Origin of the sequence: Olivibacter sp. 47, assembly GCF_030372825.1 — a bacterium.
In the GTDB taxonomy this organism is placed as follows: domain Bacteria; phylum Bacteroidota; class Bacteroidia; order Sphingobacteriales; family Sphingobacteriaceae; genus Olivibacter; species Olivibacter oleidegradans.
In genome coordinates this window covers 4,314,775-4,332,217 of record NZ_JAUCNR010000001.1, presented here as the reverse complement: position 1 = coordinate 4,332,217, position 17,443 = coordinate 4,314,775, and the positions used below count along the sequence as shown (strand labels likewise).

14 protein-coding genes are annotated in these 17,443 nt (G+C 41.8%); 4 read left to right on the top strand and 10 right to left on the bottom strand.

Annotated features, from left to right (window positions below):
- Positions 1 to 4 precede the first annotated feature (4 nt).
- On the bottom strand, positions 5 to 871 hold the full coding sequence (locus QT327_RS18965) for an ABC transporter permease (protein WP_289553703.1): 867 nt from the start codon (positions 869 to 871) through the stop codon (positions 5 to 7).
- Positions 823 to 2,256 carry an ABC transporter permease gene (locus tag QT327_RS18960; protein WP_502910552.1) on the bottom strand — a complete coding sequence of 478 codons (1,434 nt, stop codon included), beginning with the start codon at positions 2,254 to 2,256 and terminating at the stop codon, positions 823 to 825. Before QT327_RS18960 ends, QT327_RS18965 begins: the two co-directional genes overlap by 49 nt.
- Before the next feature lie 408 nt (positions 2,257 to 2,664).
- On the opposite strand from QT327_RS18960, the gene QT327_RS18955 reads away from it, so the two are divergent.
- Positions 2,665 to 2,913: a hypothetical protein gene (locus QT327_RS18955; RefSeq protein WP_013665879.1), complete on the top strand. Its 249-nt coding sequence runs from the start codon at positions 2,665 to 2,667 to the stop codon at positions 2,911 to 2,913.
- Positions 2,914 to 3,007: 94 nt separating this feature from the next.
- Here QT327_RS18955 and QT327_RS18950 read toward each other — a convergent pair whose 3' ends face one another.
- The 4 genes from QT327_RS18950 to QT327_RS18935 are packed head-to-tail and all read right to left on the bottom strand — an operon-like array spanning position 3,008 to position 5,513.
- Positions 3,008 to 3,988, bottom strand: coding sequence for a YwqG family protein (locus QT327_RS18950; protein ID WP_130857128.1), 981 nt, complete (start codon positions 3,986 to 3,988; stop codon positions 3,008 to 3,010).
- 28 nt (positions 3,989 to 4,016) lie between these two features.
- Entirely contained in the window at positions 4,017 to 4,619 is a 603-nt protein-coding gene (locus tag QT327_RS18945) for a hypothetical protein (RefSeq protein WP_149105501.1), read from the bottom strand.
- Between the two features lie 17 nt (positions 4,620 to 4,636).
- Positions 4,637 to 5,131, bottom strand: a complete 495-nt coding sequence (gene tssD / locus QT327_RS18940) for a type VI secretion system tube protein TssD (protein ID WP_289553701.1) — start codon at positions 5,129 to 5,131, stop codon at positions 4,637 to 4,639.
- A gap of 55 nt (positions 5,132 to 5,186) precedes the next feature.
- Positions 5,187 to 5,513: a hypothetical protein gene (locus QT327_RS18935; RefSeq protein WP_013665875.1), complete on the bottom strand. Its 327-nt coding sequence runs from the start codon at positions 5,511 to 5,513 to the stop codon at positions 5,187 to 5,189.
- Between the two features lie 203 nt (positions 5,514 to 5,716).
- On the opposite strand from QT327_RS18935, the gene QT327_RS18930 reads away from it, so the two are divergent.
- The 3 genes from QT327_RS18930 (at position 5,717) to ggpS (ending at position 10,936) form a co-directional block, all read left to right on the top strand.
- On the top strand, positions 5,717 to 7,567 hold the full coding sequence (locus tag QT327_RS18930) for a helix-turn-helix transcriptional regulator (protein WP_289553700.1): 1,851 nt from the start codon (positions 5,717 to 5,719) through the stop codon (positions 7,565 to 7,567).
- 146 nt (positions 7,568 to 7,713) lie between these two features.
- A complete protein-coding gene (locus QT327_RS18925; RefSeq protein ID WP_149105498.1) occupies positions 7,714 to 8,700 on the top strand; it encodes an NAD(P)H-dependent glycerol-3-phosphate dehydrogenase in 987 nt (328 codons plus the stop codon).
- Position 8,701: 1 nt separating this feature from the next.
- Positions 8,702 to 10,936, top strand: a complete 2,235-nt coding sequence (gene ggpS / locus QT327_RS18920) for a glucosylglycerol-phosphate synthase (protein WP_149105497.1) — start codon at positions 8,702 to 8,704, stop codon at positions 10,934 to 10,936.
- A 53-nt stretch (positions 10,937 to 10,989) separates the two neighbouring features.
- On the opposite strand, the gene QT327_RS18915 is transcribed toward ggpS, so the two are convergent.
- From QT327_RS18915 to QT327_RS18900, 4 genes are all read right to left on the bottom strand, one after another.
- Entirely contained in the window at positions 10,990 to 11,382 is a 393-nt protein-coding gene (locus QT327_RS18915; protein WP_149105496.1) for a barstar family protein, read from the bottom strand.
- Between the two features lie 9 nt (positions 11,383 to 11,391).
- Positions 11,392 to 12,822, bottom strand: coding sequence for an efflux transporter outer membrane subunit (locus QT327_RS18910; RefSeq protein WP_149105495.1), 1,431 nt, complete (start codon positions 12,820 to 12,822; stop codon positions 11,392 to 11,394).
- A gap of 27 nt (positions 12,823 to 12,849) precedes the next feature.
- Positions 12,850 to 16,029 carry an efflux RND transporter permease subunit gene (locus QT327_RS18905; protein ID WP_289553699.1) on the bottom strand — a complete coding sequence of 1,060 codons (3,180 nt, stop codon included), beginning with the start codon at positions 16,027 to 16,029 and terminating at the stop codon, positions 12,850 to 12,852.
- Between the two features lie 76 nt (positions 16,030 to 16,105).
- Positions 16,106 to 17,251 (bottom strand): efflux RND transporter periplasmic adaptor subunit, encoded by a 1,146-nt coding sequence (locus QT327_RS18900; RefSeq protein WP_130857113.1) that lies wholly within the window; start codon positions 17,249 to 17,251, stop codon positions 16,106 to 16,108.
- Positions 17,252 to 17,443: the final 192 nt, after the last annotated feature.

Below are 17,443 nucleotides of genomic sequence, written 5' to 3'. Positions count from 1 at the left end.
TGCACTATTCTGTCCGCAAACTGTTTATCGGATTAGTAATTGCCGCGCGTAATGCATTTAAACACACCACTACTAATGCTAACAGAAAAACTAAGCAACCTACCGCAACAAAGGTCCAGGCGCTGATATTAATTCGATAGCTATATTTTTCCAACCACTGATGCATTAACCACCAGGTAATTGGTACGGCCAAACAGAAAGAGATCGTAACCAGCTTTAAGAACTGTTTCGATATCAAAAAGAGTACCTGTTTTATAGTGGCCCCTAATACCTTTCGGATTCCAATTTCCCGAAAACGCTTTTCTACTGTAAAGGAAGCCAGTCCGGCCAAACCAATACAGCATATAAAAATAGCTAAGCCGGCAAAGATATTCGTGATTTTACTGATCAGCTCTTCGTTTATAAACTTTCTACCAAATTCCTCATCAGCAAATTGATAGGTAAAGGGGAAGGCTGGGTTGTATTTCTTAAATACCGTTTCAATAAAAGGCAGCGCCTTTTGCGGCGATATGCCATCGCGCAATCGCAGTGATATAACGCCCGTTGCGGTCGGATTGTAAAAAGTAAGCATAGGATCAACGGGCTGATAAGGTGATTCCATCACCACATTTTCAGTTACACCTATCACATTATATTTTTCATCACCAAAACGCATTTCCATTCCAATAGGATCTTTTAGCCCCATTGCTTCCACGGCGGCGCGATTTAGTAGAACAGAGGCCGAGTCGGCAGGCATACCCAAGAAATCGTGCCCCTGCAGTAAATTGATACCCATAGTTTTAGCAAAATCCACATCCGTGCGGATACCCGACACAACTAGATTCAAGTTTGCCGGTTTCCCGTTCCAATCAGGGCGCCCGATTTCCACCATACCTGCGTAATGGGTGAGCTGGAACGTGTTACTGATTCTACCAATCGGCTAGCCAATAACTCATCTTTAATAACACGGAAATTTTTTTCCGTATCCTCTGTACCCGTAACCATAAGGAGATTATTCGCTTTATATCCCATATTTCGGTTTTTCACATATTGAATCTGCTGATAAACAATAATAGTTGCCGAAATCAGCAAAATAGAGATTACAAATTGCCCGACAACCAGTATATGTCTAGGCAATGCAGCCGCTTTGCCTGGCAAAAACACACCCTTCAACACTTTTATCGGATTAAAAGCAGAAAGGTACAACGCGGGATAACTTCCGGCAAGCAAGCCGGTAAAAAGTATGATAACCAAAGAGCCAAGCCAAAAATAAGGCTGGTTCATTTCAAGTGATAGCTCTTTTGCTACCAAGGTATTAAATGCCGGCAAGAGGAGAAAGACAAAACCGATAGACAATAAAAAAGCAAGGAGCACCAAGATGGTCGATTCGCTGAAAAACTGTAAAACCAATTGCATCTTTCCACTTCCCAAAGTTTTACGTATACCTAATTCTTTGGAGCGTTTCTCCGATCTGGCCGTCGAAAGATTCATGAAGTTTACGCAGGCAATCAACAAAATAATGACTGCTATAATTGAAAAAAGTTTTACATACTCAATCATGCCACCAACATTTTTTCCGTCCTTAAATTCACTGTATAAACGCCATTTGCTCATTGGAAAACTGAAATAAGTACTGATTTGATCGCCTGGATCATGCGTTTTTTTCAAGGTGTTAATCGTTTTATCAACCTGCTTTATGTCTGCTCCGACTACCGTCTGAACATAAACACGCCAACTAGAACCACTCCAGTTATTCATCATCCGCTTCGTATATTCGTCATTATAATTAAAGGGTCGTATGAAATCGAACTGAAAACTGGAATTTCCCGGCGGGTCAGCCACTACCGCTGTAACCTTTAAGTCACGATTTTCTTCTACAATCCGGAGGCTTTGGTTAATCGGGTTTTGCTTTCCAAAAATAGCCGTTGCGGCCGATTGTGTTAACACAATGGCAGAAGGGTCTTGAATGGCCGTGACTGCGCTCCCTTGCAGAAATCTCCAGGAAAACATATCAAAGAAATGTTCACTTACGGTCATACCATTCTTCTGTAAGATACGGTCGCCATGACGCATGGTCAAGTCATACCCTTGGGTAGTGACTACCGCATGCTTAATTTGCGGACTTGTCTTTTCCAAGGCGGAAGCAAGCGGCAACACCATATTATAATCAGTAAAGATGCGGTTATTAAAGTCGCGATTAGCGATCACTACATAGGTATTGTCGTAGTTTACTTGAAACTTATCATAATTAAGTTCATCCCGTACCCAAAGTAAGATAAAAATCGTACAGGTAATGCCAATGGTCAGTCCAAGCATATTGGTGAACGCAAACCCTTTACTCCGAAGCAAGTTACGCCACGCTGTTTTGATATAATTTTTAATCATCTTCAGATTGATTTACAATTAGGCAAACAACAAATCTGCCAAGTTAGCAGATGCGTTAAAGGGGTAATTATAATACGATAGGAATAAGGGTACTGTTCGGAATCGAACAGTACCCTGTCCGATAATGGACGATCAATTCGGACGATAGTCGAAGGGAAACTCGCTAGTCCGCTCTTCAGTTCGTAATAATAAAATAATGACAAGACGCTATCGTGACATCCAGACCGGTATTTTATTTCGAAAAGCCAAATTAAATGGTTAAACTTGTATTAATTTAACAGCATTATTTTGTTAAATAATATGAAGAAAATAAGCAATATACAAATACCGGTTTTTGTCATTCATGAGCTCATCATCCGTCTGCAAGAAATCGACCCTTTAGTTGGCGAATACAAAAGCCATTACTTCTCAACAGAAGACGCTGTTGTTGAGACTAGTTATTTACAGCTGAGATTTCCTATGTATTTACTTCGAAAGCAATTTCAGGATCCGGAATTAATCAGTCAGGATGAACTGCGACAGCAATTGCCTTTTTACTTAGGGGCTTAATACCAGTGGAGAGCTTGTTACACAGTATCATCGCAACTGCCACTATTTTACAACTTAACCACTTTCCTACTCAACGTTTCAACTATTCAACTACCTAACTGCTCTCCAAGCCACAATAAACATTAGAAAAATCTGCTTTAGCTAAATCACTTTTGTGAATAACGAAATAAATCTCACCCGCATCCCAGAAACAAAATCCAGGTAATCTATCTGAGCTGACCTTGAGTAACACCGTAAAGTCGTTAGCATTTCCTCGTAGCTGATTGGCTGCCTCAATTTGCGGAGAATCATGTTGTTTGAATACATAACTATTCATGCTATGTACCGGTTTTACAGATAAGGTGTGCTCCTCCAATTGTCTTCTCAAATTCTCTGTTTGTTCGTACTCTTCTTCCAGGGCCGATAAGCTGGCGGCTTTCCCTTTATACAGACTGTCATCATTATAAAAATGAGGCACACTTACATATTTACCTACCTTTACACGATAGGGAGCAAAAACACCGTGGTCATCATAAATAAAATCATCTTCTATCTCTAATTCGGCAGCCGAAATTAATACATCCGTTTCCTGAGCATAAATCACTTTGGCGTTAAAATCTTCCTGATCCGTGATGAAGAAATAGAGTAACCCTTGCCGAGGAAGGTAATTTTGATATGAGGCAAGTTCTTCACAATTTATTTGTGCAATGAACTGATATCCCATTACACGATTATCATAGGTTGTAAAAACGGGATAGGTAATGCCACATGGCAAATCAGGCAATCCTCCAAATCTCGTATTCCCTCGATCGGAATAATCATCCGGATCTGTGGTTTCTAATGCCACAGATGCAAAGGCTAATGATCTGATCCCCTCCCTATAAGGCTCCCAATATTCCTCCACGAGCGCGTAGCTCAACTGCTTTTCTAACTCGGTATCATAAAGGCCAGAAAAATTTTCAATCGGACTCACGCCGATCGTCACCCATTCATCACCCTTGTTATACGTTGCACGAATACTTTCCAGCACAACTCCAGGGTTCTCGAAAATATCCGGCACTGTCATTTCAAATAAACTTGTCCTAATTGTTTGCATAGCCTATTAATCGGTTGAAAAATCATTATTAATCTCTACGGATATTAATGATATGGTTGTTTTTCATTAATTCGTTTAAGTCTGTTTTTGATAGGAAAACGATACTTTTGCCATAGTCCTTCGCATGATGTCGGCGAATGACACTCAATTTAGATGCACCAGGCACTTCATAATCATTGACGCGAAACCCAAGGGAGTCTCCTTTAAATTGGCTAAGCAGATACAAGGTATAGAATCCATTTGATTGTTTAATACCGTATACATCACCAACTTGTGGTCGCTGCAAATAGTTGGCTGTCTGCCTATCTTCGTTCACAATGGCAATAGATATGAACACTATCAGGATTACACCGTGTAAAAGTCCACTAAAATATTTCCAGGGTATACTCGGCTTCTCGCCTGGGATAGATTGTGCTAAACTTAACGGCATCTCCTTTCGGCTCAAGGTTTGACGGCAGTGTGTGCAATGACTAAGCGACTCTGTTCGATAACTAAACATCGGTATCCAAAAAATATGAAAATAGCGTACATAAAAATGGAGTCCTACTGATTGTTCAGAACCGCAATAGGTGCAATCGAACTTAGGCTTACCGGCCCGTATTAATCTTTTCCCTGTTCCAAAAATGATCATATCATAAAAATTGGTTTCTACCGACTTCCATTTGTTTTAGTCGCCGTATAACGAATCGGAACATTATCGATTGTTAGATTATCAATATATACAGAAACCTGTGTACTGGCATAGCCATAGCCGTCACCAGATGCGAAACTTTCCGAGGTTGCTCCTACCGAGGCATCTTTAAAAGCAATAGTTCTTAAAGTTTTCTTTTCCCCGGTCGCCTCCACAGTGATCACACCATCCGCTTTATCCATTTGTCCACCGATCCATTTTAATAGAAATTCATCGGTATTTTGTTGAAAATCAATACTCACGATATAAGCATCATAAGCAGAATATCCCATTGAGGGGCCGTCGCCCCTAGGTTTCGTACACGAGTAAGCAAAACTATTCAATAAATAACTCTGAGATTTCTTGCGTTTCGAATCCGTTAATTTCAGTCGAATTGTACGATCTCCCTGTTGTCCAAATGCGGAAAGCACTAAGACAAGGCAAAAAAAAGTATTAAAAAAAATTTGTTTCATTTTTCTGTTTTTTATAAAGCGACATCCTATTCATAGGATGGATAATCTTCGTTGTTTAAAAATTAAATTTTCCTTCAAACAGCTTTCCTATGAATGGCACAGGCTTCTTTACTTCATTAAAAGCCGTAATGATACCTAACAGTAATAAAATCAATGGAATCAAAAGGATCAGGTAGCATAAGGTAGCTAAGCTAGGTAAGAGAGTTAACACCACTGTGGTGAGTATGCTCAATATAATATGAAAAATAAATATACCGAGCGCTTGACTTAGATGATAGCCCACCAAACTGCTTTTTTCTTCCGATTTTTGATAATTCAGGTAAGCAATAACCCATCCGATGATTGTCAGATAGGCTATAATTGACATATTTTTGTTCGTCATGATAATAATAATTGTTTAAAAATGAACAGGGCAAAACTAGCTTGAATTGACAATAATGCCTGAAATCAGAGACCTATACACCGTCTACAAGAAAAAAACATTCGACTACAAAGCGTCTACAAAAACCTCAAAAGAAACTGCCTGTCAATATTTTAGCCAATTATTCCCATTTTTTGAACCCCATCTTTTTTCTATTTTTGAACATGCATTGGTTAAACAAGTCCCTACTTCTTATCTGCATTTCGCTTTTTACCATCCTTTATCACTCAAAAGGGCAGGAAATTTATATCGACTCATTAGCGCATCTTTTAGCGCAACCAAGCACGACGCTGCAGGAAAAACCGCTCCTTTTATGTAAGCTGGCGAAAGCCAATACCGAAAAGGATCTAAAAAAATCGTTTAAACAAGCGCGGGAAGCGATTCATATCGGACATAAGCTAAACACTTATGAAGGGCCCGCCATTGGTTTTGCGACGCTCATTTATCTCTATATACAAGCCAACGATATAAAACAAGCCTATGAGAGCCTCGATAGCGCTTTGTATTATGCCTCACGAACGAGTGACCCGGTCGCAAAAGGCTTTGTTGAATTCAGAAATGGGTGGCTTGACTTAGTGAACGGGGAAAGTGACAAATCCATCACTAAGTTATTGAAGGCGCTCGATTTATTCAAAACAGTGAATTTTTATGAATACGAAGCCACTATTTATCACTATCTCGCCAGTATCTATGGGTATGGCAACGATGTCAATAAACAATTGGCCTATGCGCGTCTTAGCTTTGAAAGTGCTAAAAAAAGTGGACAAGTGGACGCCTTAAACACAGCTTACTTCACGGTAGGACATAGTTTCTATGACCGCTTTAAACTGGATATAACCAAGCATGATCTGCTCGACTCTGCCTTGATTTATAACAAGCGGTCTGTTCGACTGTCTACCATTCAACGCGGACGTCTAATCGCACAAAGTAATACCGCGGCAGCGGCGTTGAACATTGCAAATAGCTATTTCAAACATTTTCCCAATACTTATAAAGACAGTGCAGACAAGTACATCGATTTCGCTATTGAAATCGCAAAGCGGACAAACTTACATGAAGTGCTTATGAATTGCTATGGTATTCGTAGTGAGTACGCGCTGCGCGGGGGAAGGTACGACGAAGCAGAGAAGACGCTGCTTAACGGTTTAGCTGCACTTGAAGGTAATGTCCTTAAAATGCCGGTAACGAAAGCACGCATATTTCTTGCTTTGTCCCGAATCGCCGAAAAAAAAGGTTCAGAGAAGACTGCCTTAAGCTACCTAAAACAGCATATTGCATACAATCAAGAGGCTTTTGACGAAGAAAAAATAACCAATATCCAGAAAATGGAAGCCCGGTACAGTATGGCCAAAAAAGAACAGGAAATAAGTTATCTAAAGAAGCGGAACTTTCTATACTTGATCATTGGTCTATCCTGTATCCTTACACTATTGTTTCTACTTAGTTCTTATAATTACAAACTAAAAGCTTCAACAAGAAAGCAAGCCCTTATTGATCGGGAAAAAGAAGAAGCTCAGTTAAAAGCGCAATTAAAGGAGGCAGAGGCCAATAGACTGCATGCCGAACAAGTGCTGTTAAAAGAACGCGAGGAGCGCTTACAGAAAGAGATTCTTGCAGGAACGCTGCAGATTGAAGAAAAAAATGGTTTACTGGAAATGCTATCTGATAAAATCGCGGAAAAAGGTCATCTTTCTGTTGATGAACAGATTAAGCGAATCGTCCAGCAGCAGAAAAGAATGGATAAGGAATTTGAAGGTCATAAGACCGATTTTTTTGAAAGCGAATCGCAGTTCTTTGAGAAGTTACAGGAAAAAGCGAATCATACCCTTACCCGATTAGACCTCAAATATTGTTCTTATATTTTAATGGGGCTCTCGAATAAGGAAATATCGACCCGTTTAAGTATCGAACCAAAGAGCATCCGCATGGCAAGATACCGCCTTAAACAAAAACTTGGCCTTGACAAGAATGATCAGCTGGACCAGTTTATACAACAGGTAGGACGCCTAACATAAGAAGCTTAATTTTAATACCTTATAACCAAAACAAAAGTAAAACTTAACCAATAGTTGTTTATTTTTCCAAAAATTTGTACGTTTGTGCTCCGATTTGGCTATACGACTACTTAGCCACTTTTTCTGTAATCTAAAAATCAATTGTTTTGATTGAATTTGGTGTTTTTGGCGGTGGCAGCTGGGCTACTGCTCTAGTAAAAATTTTAACAGACAATAAACTAATAGTTAATTGGTATTTAAGACGGACAGAGCAAGCAGAGGCAATACAAAATGCAGGCAGTAATCCTGATTACCTAAACTTTGTTACTTTAAATACGGAATATTTACAGTGCAGCTCTCAGAAGCAGTTTGTAGCACAAAAGAGTACTATTATTCTATTCGCCGTTCCCAGTGATGGTCTCTCTGATTTATTGATTGGTTTTGATAGAAAATGGATCCATAACAAAGCTGTATTGAGCGCCGTCAAAGGAACTGTCGGTGAAGAGCACGAGCTACCAAGCGCCTATATATCGAGGCAATTAATTATACCGAATAACCTTCAAGGTATTTTGGCAGGCCCCTGTCATGCTGAAGAAATCGGCCATAGAAAAAAAACTTACTTGACAATCGGCGCGGTTGATCCCCATTGGCAGCAAATGTTACAAACCTGCTTTTCAGCAGATTATCTTGACGTTCGTATAAATGCAGATATTACTGGAATCGAATGGGCCGCGATCTACAAGAATGTAGTTGGTCTGGTATCCGGAATGGCTAAGGGGTTACGTTACGGTGACAATTTTATTGCTGTTTTAGTGGCCAACGCTTTGGCAGAATTGAGAGAAGTTCTCCGGCATATGGGCAGTAATGCCGAAATCCTCAGTTCTTCTTATGCAGGCGATCTTTTAGTGACCGCGTATTCGACTCACAGTCGTAACCGTCTTTTTGGTGAGATGATCGGCCGCGGCTATAGCGTCGATAAAGCAAAAGGTGCCATGAACATGGTAGCTGAAGGTTATGGAGCAACACGCGGGCTCTATCAGACTACCCGGAATTTTCCCGTGAAGCTACCGATCTTACAAACGGCTTATCGCGTATTATTTAAGTATATGCCTGTATTAACTGAGTTTAAACTTTTGGAACAAAAATTAACATAGCATGATACTAGCAACAGACTTAGACGGAACTTTCTTAGGCGGTGAAATGAACCAGCGAATGGAGCTCTATCGCCTTATTAAAGAGGTGAAAGACTTTACGCTGGTTTTCGTTACAGGTCGAGGCCTCGAAACAGTCATTCCCCTATTAAACGACCCGCTAATTCCTACACCCGATTATATCATCGCTGATGTAGGAGCTACCATCGTCAATGGACACACGTTGGATAAGATTGAACCGATCCAATCGGAAATAGAACGTAACTGGACGGAAGTCTTTGATTTACGGCAAACACTTGCAACAATTGAAGGCATTGAGCCGCAAGAAGTACCACAGCAGCGACGGAGCTCTTTTTATTATTCAAACGGAGTTGATCTAACGAAAGTGATGGATATAGCCGAAAAGAAAAATCTGGACGTCATTACATCCGTCGATAAATATTTGGATTTGCTTCCTAAAGGCGTAAATAAAGGTTCTACACTTCGCAAACTTATTGATATGTTAGGTGTAGCAGATGAAAGGGTGCTCGTGGCAGGCGACACAATGAACGATCTCGCCATGTTTCAAATTGGTTGTAAAGGTGTTGTCGTCGGAGCATCAGAGGCTGCTTTATTCGATACCACTGCTAAAAACCAAGATGTTTACCACGCCAAACAGCCAGGGGCCGGAGGCATCTTGGAAGCCATGCAGCGACTCGACTCTTTTCGTAAGCTATTCCCGGCAAATAAGACCGCAAAAGTAAAGCGAAAAGCCACTAAAAATCAATTGGTTATTGTCTATCACCGACTCCCTTATGAAAAATCAATGATCAAGGGCCAAAGCGTACGCCACGCACCAAAAAGTCCAAATGGTATTATTCCCTCCTTGCTCGGACTTTTTGAAAATGGTCGTGCCGGTATCTGGGTAGGCGAAGAAGCGCAACAAAAGGACGGAAAGGAAGTAGGTAATCAATTGATCGACGCGCAGAAATATCCAAAGCTATGGAGCTCTACCATTTCTTTATCCAAAAAAGATATTGATCAGTTTTATCGGGTGTTTTCCAAGGAGGCCTTTTGGCCAACTATTTTTTCCTTTGTAGATAAAGCAAGATTCAATCACGAAGATTGGAACCATTACCTTCGTATCAATAAAATTTTTGCCGATCGTGTAGCAAAAGAAGCCGATCACGGTGCTTTTGTTTGGATTCACGAATACAATCTCTGGATGGTACCTGCCTATTTGAAGCCTTTACGACCTGACTTGAAAATTGGCTTTTTTCATCACACCTCCTTCCCAGGTGCTGATGTTTTTAATATCCTTCCCTGGAGGAGGGAAATCATCGGTTCGCTGCTGTTGTGCGATTTCATTAGTTTTCATATCCCGCGTTATGTGGAAAATTTTGTTGACGTACTCCGAAGTCACGTGCCGTTTCGGGTGGTTAAAACAATCAATGCTGCCAAACAATTTCTTACTTATAGCTGTGCCTTGGGTGTGGAAAGCATGACAAAAATTATCGAGGTGGAAGGTCGCAAAATTCGCTTAGGAGCCCAACCGGTTGGGGTAAACATGGCAAGCATCAAGCGCGCACTAACCTTTCCAAAAGTAAAACAGCATATTCAACGCATGCAAGTAGCGAAGCATAAGAAAGATATCAAAACGATTCTTTCGATAGAGCGTTTGGATTATGTAAAAGGGCCCTTGGAAAAGATAAAAGCTTTTGGTGAGTTCCTGGAAGATTACCCGGAATACCGGGAAAAGGTAGCGTTGATCAATATCTGCACGCCCCCTTCGCAGGGAATGAAGATTTACGATCAAGTTCGAGATGAACTGAATCAAGCCATTGGTGAGATTAACGGTAAATATGCTACCATGGATTGGCTTCCAATCCAATATTTCTACCGTTCACTACCTTTTGATGAAGTAGTTACTTATTATGGTATAAGTGATATAGCTTGGATTACACCGCTCCGAGATGGGTTAAATCTAGTTGCGAAAGAATATATTGCAACGAAAGGACTATTAAACGACTTCAGTGGAGCATTGGTGTTATCTGAATTCGCAGGAGCTTCTGTGGAGCTACCTTATGCTATTTTAACGAATCCTTACGATCGAAAAAGTATGATTGAATCGCTGCTAAAAGCACTGATGATGGATGAACAGGAACAAGCGATCCGTATTCAACGTTCCTTTGAAGCGGTTTCTCATTTCGACGTGGAATACTGGGGTAAGGATTTTGTACAAGAACTCGAGAAGTCGTAACAGACAGTGTTTATATAAATCAACAGATCCCCGCAAAGCACGTTGCGGGGATTTTAAACAAGTACCAAATCAATATTTTTGTGCGCAGCTACAATGGATTTGAGCATCTCAAAATAGGTTTCCCCGATGCCGTTTTCAAGCGCTATTAATTTCTCCCTAAAATATTCTTTATTAAAGAGAGCACCTTGTTGAAGCTTATCTTCATAGTAGGCCTTAGTCGCCTTATAACCTAAAGCTTCTTGCATTCGTTCAACGTTTTTCCACACAAACCTTACTTTTTCGCAATCTTTCATAGCCCCAAAGCCACCATATAACAGATCGTTAAACGCATCAAGGCTGTTCCCTATCTTCCAATCTTCATCCGACATAAAGACCCGATTGATTTCCTCATAAAACGAAGCAATGTCATGAATATGCAAACCGTCAATAGCTATTTCCTTGATCATCAAAGTAAATTAGTGATTTTTTTGATTATTTACCAAGCGCTCGGTATCATCATATTCCTGCGAACCTCCCCCCACTGCACGATAAAGTGCTATAACTGCTTGCCATTGTTGCAATTGATCATCAATTCTGTCCATCTGTGCATTCAAAAGGTTCTGTTCAGATAATAGCACATCTGTATAATTCGTTGCAGAACTATACCGAAGCAACTCTTTGGTAAAATCAACTGCTTTTTCGAGCGATCTTAATTCGTTACGTCTGCTCGTTTCTTTTAACGAAGCGCTTTCCAAAGAAAACAAGGCATCCGAAACTTCCTTCCCCGCCGTCAACAATGTTTTATTAAAGTTGTAAAAAGCCTCCTGCTGCTGAGCCTCGGCCGTCTTTAGACGGGCCTTATTTACACCACGATTAAAGACAGGCTGTGTTAAGCCGCCCATAATATTAGCAAACAGGCCTGCATTAGTAAACCATTCAGAAATGTCAAAACTGGTAAACCCTCCCGCGGCAGTGATATTAAAACCGGGATAAAAAGCGGTTTTCGCAACATTGACCTGTTCAAAGGCAGTTCTGAATACCAGCTCCGCCTCGGCAACATCCGGACGAAAACGTAATAATTGAACGGGAATACCGGCCGATAGGTCAAGCGGTAGCTTTTGATTTGAAAGAGTCGTTCGCTCAATAGCTCCGGAAGGTCGACCAAGGAGCAGACATAGAACATTTTCAGTTTCCCTAATTTGTCGTTTAATATCTGGGATGAGCACTTCTACTGCATATTGATTCGCTTCGCTTTGCACTACTGCTGCGCCGTTAACCACCGCCGAAGCTTTAAGTTCCCGCATCGTCAGGACGTCCTTCTTGCGGTTTTCAAGAGTCAATTCCAATACCCTCAGTTTCTGGTCTAACGCAAGAAGTGCATAATAATTGGTTGCAATGTCAGCTACCAACTTGCTTCGTATTGCCCGCTGTGCGGCCTCCGTGGCCAACAGATTGGCTAATGCAGCTTTTTTACTACTCTTGAGACGTCCCCAGATATCTGCTTCCCATGCCATGGTAAGGCCCGCGTCATATTGGGTAGCATTATTGATTAAACCATAACCCTGCGGAAAAGCCAATCTCGACCGTTTAATAGACGCCGCACCATTTATCTCGGGAAAAAAGGCTTGTCGACTTTGACTAAAGGCTGCCTCAGCGGCAACAATGCGTTGTATTCCCATTTTAAGGTCTAAGTTCTCTTCCAACCCATCGGCTATTATTTTTCGAAGAGCAGTATCTGTAAAAAAATCCGACCAATTTTTCGAAGCAACCGTATTGCTATCAGCTTGCGTTTGGCTTCGGTAGTTCGATATTATTTTCGCATCGGGTGCATCATATTTTTGAGTCACCTTACAAGACGCTACTATTGACAAAATCACAACAATTAGCCCTTTATTTCTGTATTTCATGATTTTCCTATTATCAATTCCCTAAACTTATAACGATGGCGCTTCCATCACTTTTTTCTCCCAATTGTCTTCTTTTTGTTCCCTGATCGTTCGTCCGCTAAGGCGCTCATGCAACGCCTGGAACATAACAAACAGTGTCGGAATCACGAAAATACCGAACACGGTACCTATCAACATACCTCCCACCGCGGCAGTGCCAATGGACCGATTGCTTAAAGCCCCCACTCCCGAAGCCAGCATTAAAGGCAATAATCCAAAAACAAAGGCAAAAGACGTCATCAGAATAGGCCGTAGCCTAGCCGAAGCACCCGATATCGCTGCACGCACTAAACTTAAACCACTGTTACGACGCTGGACGGAAAACTCCACGATCAAAATGGCATTCTTAGCCAACAATCCAATAAGCATAATTAGACTGATCTGAAGAAAAATATTATTATCAAGCCCTCCTAGGCGTGCAAACAAAAAGGCTCCTGCCAGACCTATTGGTAGGGATAACAGTACAGCAAATGGAAGGATATAGCTTTTGTACTGGGCGCTGAGCAGAAAGTAGACAAAAATGAGACAAAGCCCAAATATCATCAGTGTCTGATTACCACTATTAATCTCTTCCCTCGTCAAGGCACTATAATCAAAATCAGTCCCCCTCGGCAGTGTTTCCTGAGCGACCTCTTGTATGGCGCGAATAGCGTCACCTGAACTATAACCGGGATTGGGAGCTCCATTTACGGTAGCCGAAGTGTATAAGTTGAAACGATTAATGAACTCCGGGCCACTGGTACGTTCTAGCGTTACAAACGTGGAAATAGGCGCCATTTCTCCGTTATCATTTCGCACGTAGATTTTTTCCAGATCTGCTTCCTCTGCACGGTAACTGGGGTTGGATTGAACGAGTACTTTGTATTGTTTACCAAAACGATTAAAATCGGATGCATAGATTCCGCCCATATATCCCTGCAAAGTCCTTAATAAACCGCCAACATCTACCCCTGCCTCCTTAGCCAAAGGAACGTTAACCTTCACCTGATATTGCGGTAAATTGGTATTAAAGGGTGTGGCAGCATACATAATCTCCGGGCGCTTGCTCAGGCCTGCCATAAATTTACCAGCAGCAGCTCCAAAATGTTCGTAGGTACCGCCGGTTTTATCCAGTAACTGAATTTCAAAACCGCTATTATTACCGAAACCCTGTAGGGTGGGAGCCGCAAAGAAAATGATATTTGCTCCACGAATATGCCTTGTCTTAGCGAATAACTTTTCTACCAAGCTGTTGATGTCTTGGCCTTCACCGGTCCGTTCTTTCCAAGGTTTAAGTGCGATAAACATTGCACCATAAGAGCCTCCAGTCCCACTTATTAGGTTCATGCCTACCAAACGGGAGCTAAGTTCCACTTCGGGCATACTTCGTGCGATGCTATCGACCTCGTTGGCTATCCTAGTTGTCTGCTCCAGTGTCGATGCAGGCGGTAAGATAATATCGCCGTAAATTGCACCCGAATCTTCGTTAGGAACAAATCCTGTTGGCGTGGTTTTCAAAAAAAAGATGAGCAGCGTAGAGAATAACACGATACCGCCTATGGCAAGCCACTTATGCTTGATAAGCAGCTTTACAGAACGAATATATCGATCGCTTAACGCCGCAAAAGCAGTATTGAACATGATAAAGAAACGCCGCAACCAATTTTTTTTTGTATGCGCTTCATCTGTTACTTCATGAGATTTTAGAAACAAGGCACAAAGTGCCGGACTTAAAGTCAGTGCATTCACTGCGGAAATGATGATGGCGACAGCCAAGGTAATTCCAAATTGTTTATAAAATACGCCCGCAGATCCTTGAATGAAAGTAACCGGGACAAAAACGGCTGCCATAATCAGTGTAATGGAGATAATGGCCGAGCTAATTTCGTTCATCGCATGTAAGGTGGCCTTTCGTGCCGACTTTGCTCCCTGACTAATCTTGGCATGAACCGCCTCCACAACAACTATCGCATCATCCACGACAATACCAATGGCTAACACCAATGCGAATAAAGTAAGCAGGTTCAGGGTGAAGCCAAATATTTTTAAGAAAAAGAACGTTCCTATAATCGCTACAGGCACGGCAATTGCCGGGATCAATGTTGAACGAAAATCCTGTAGAAAAATAAAAACAATAATAAACACCAAGATAAAGGCTTCTACGAGTGTTTGAACCAACTTAGCAATCGAGGCATCCAGAAAACTGTTCACATTAATAAAAGTCGTCCACTTAACCCCCGAAGGGAAATCAGTTTCCGCTTTTTTGAGCATCTCAACAATCCGCTCATTGATCTCGTGCGCATTCGCACCTGCAGACTGGCTAATAGCTCCACCTGACGAAGGGAAACCGTGGGCAGTAAGATCGGTATTATAACTAAAGGCACCGAGCTCGACGGTAGCAACATCTTTCAGGCGAAGCAGCTGTCCATCCCGAGTTGCTCGCAGTACAATATCTTCAAATTGTTCCGGTTTTTCCAATCGCCCGGTATATTTGAGTACATATTCAAAGGTTTTACTACTGTTTTCACCTAACTTTCCGGGAGCTGCCTCTAGGTTCTGTTCAGCGAGGGCTGCTAATACATCATCCGGTACCAATCCGTAAGAAGCCATGACATCCGGCTTTAACCAAATACGCATCGAGTAAGTTTGATCGCTCCATACTTGCACATCGGCGACGCCCGGTATACGTTTCAGCTCCGGTACAATATTGATACGCATATAGTTATCAAGAAAATTGACATCGTACGAGTTGTTTTCGCTGTAAATCAAGAAACCGAAGATCTCCGCATTCAGTTTTTTGGTGGTCGTAATTCCCGTTTTGATCACCTCCGCCGGCATTACACCCGTTGCCTTTGCCACCCGATTCTGCACATTCACAGCCGCTAGGTCGGGATCCGTGCCCTGTTCAAAATTAACGGTAATAACGGCCGTTCCATCGTTACTCGCTTTGGAAGTCATATAGGTCATATGTTCTACGCCATTGATCTGTTCTTCCAAAGGAATGATAACACTTTTCATAACCACGTCGGCATTGGCGCCCTGATAAGAAGCCGTTACCTGCACCGTTGGCGGCGCAATCTCAGGATATTGTGAAATTGGAAGCGTAGTTAATCCCAACAGTCCGAGTATAACTATGATAATGGATATAACGGTCGATAGCACCGGATTGTCCACAAATTTCTTTAACATGATTTCAAAATTTAAAGGTAAAGCAGTGGCTAGGGCATGCTGTTAAGGATGCCGTTACCCAAAAAAGCGACATTTTTTATCGCTTGGTTGTAATAGCTACTTGATTTCTAGGTTTTATTTTATCACCGTCTTTAATTGCCCCTACATCTTTCATTACGATGCGGTCTCCACTATGCAAACCACTGTTTACAACAAAAGCATCACCAACAGGCAGTACATTCACGGTGATTTCAACCGAGTGTGCCGTATTGGCGCTATCAACGGTCATTACAAACTTTTTCCCCTGTACCTCAAAGGTGGCCTTTGCCGGTACAATAAGTGCATCCTCTATTGGGCGGGCAATACGAAGCGTAGCGCTGCTCCCGCTGCGGATCATTCCGGCCTTATTGGGAAAAAGTGCACGCATGGCAATGGCACCTGTGCCCGTATTGATCAAACCGCCGGTGGTCTCTATACTACCCCTTTCTGTGTAAACGCGTCCGTTTGCTAATATTAATTGCGCAGGAGGTATTCGTTTTAACACATCGTGAATAATAGGTTGATCTTTAGGATTATCGATTAGTTCAAGAAACTGTTTTTCGGAGAAGGAAAAGTAAACATGAATATTGGAAATATCTGACAGTACCGTCAACGCTTCTTCACTGGTACTGCTTACCAAACTTCCGATTTTGTACGGAAGTGTGCCGATAACACCATCAGCAGGGCTGCGGATAATTGTATAACCGAGGTTGGTTTGTGCATTTTGCAGCGCTGCTTTTGCTTGGGCCAATTCTGCCTGCCTCGCTTCCAATTCTAAGTGAGCTGATTGCAGCTCGTATTCGCTGATTATCTCCTTTTTCACTAAAGGCTCCGTTTTTGCAATCTGCATCTTCGCGGTATTAACGGCAGCGTCGGCTCGTTTAACAGCGGCCTGGGCAGTAAGCACTTCCTGCTCATATTGCGGGTTGCTAATACGGAATAATAGCTGGCCTTTCTTTACTTGCGCACCCTCATCTACCAGTATCTCCGCAATATAACCATCTATTTTAGGACGAATCTCCACATTTTGCTGGCCTCGCACCGTAGCCGGGTGGTCAAAATACAACTCAGCATCACGCGGTGCAACGGTCATCACATCAAATTCCTGTAATGTGGCAGGGGTAGTAGATTGGCTGCCCTGCCCGCAGCCACTTAGCAAGGCAAGCACTATTCCAGCCATGCCAATATGGTAAGTGTACTCCATGTTATTTCATTTTTTCCCTTATTCAATATGACCTCAAAGGTATAGACAAAAGAATAATAAACAAAGTAAATACTTTGTTTATTATGTAAAATGAAAATCATTTTAGATAGTCTCCATTGCAATTAATGACATATAAATAAAAACCGATTACTAACTGTACTGGTATTGAAACAAATCAATAATACAGGAGTC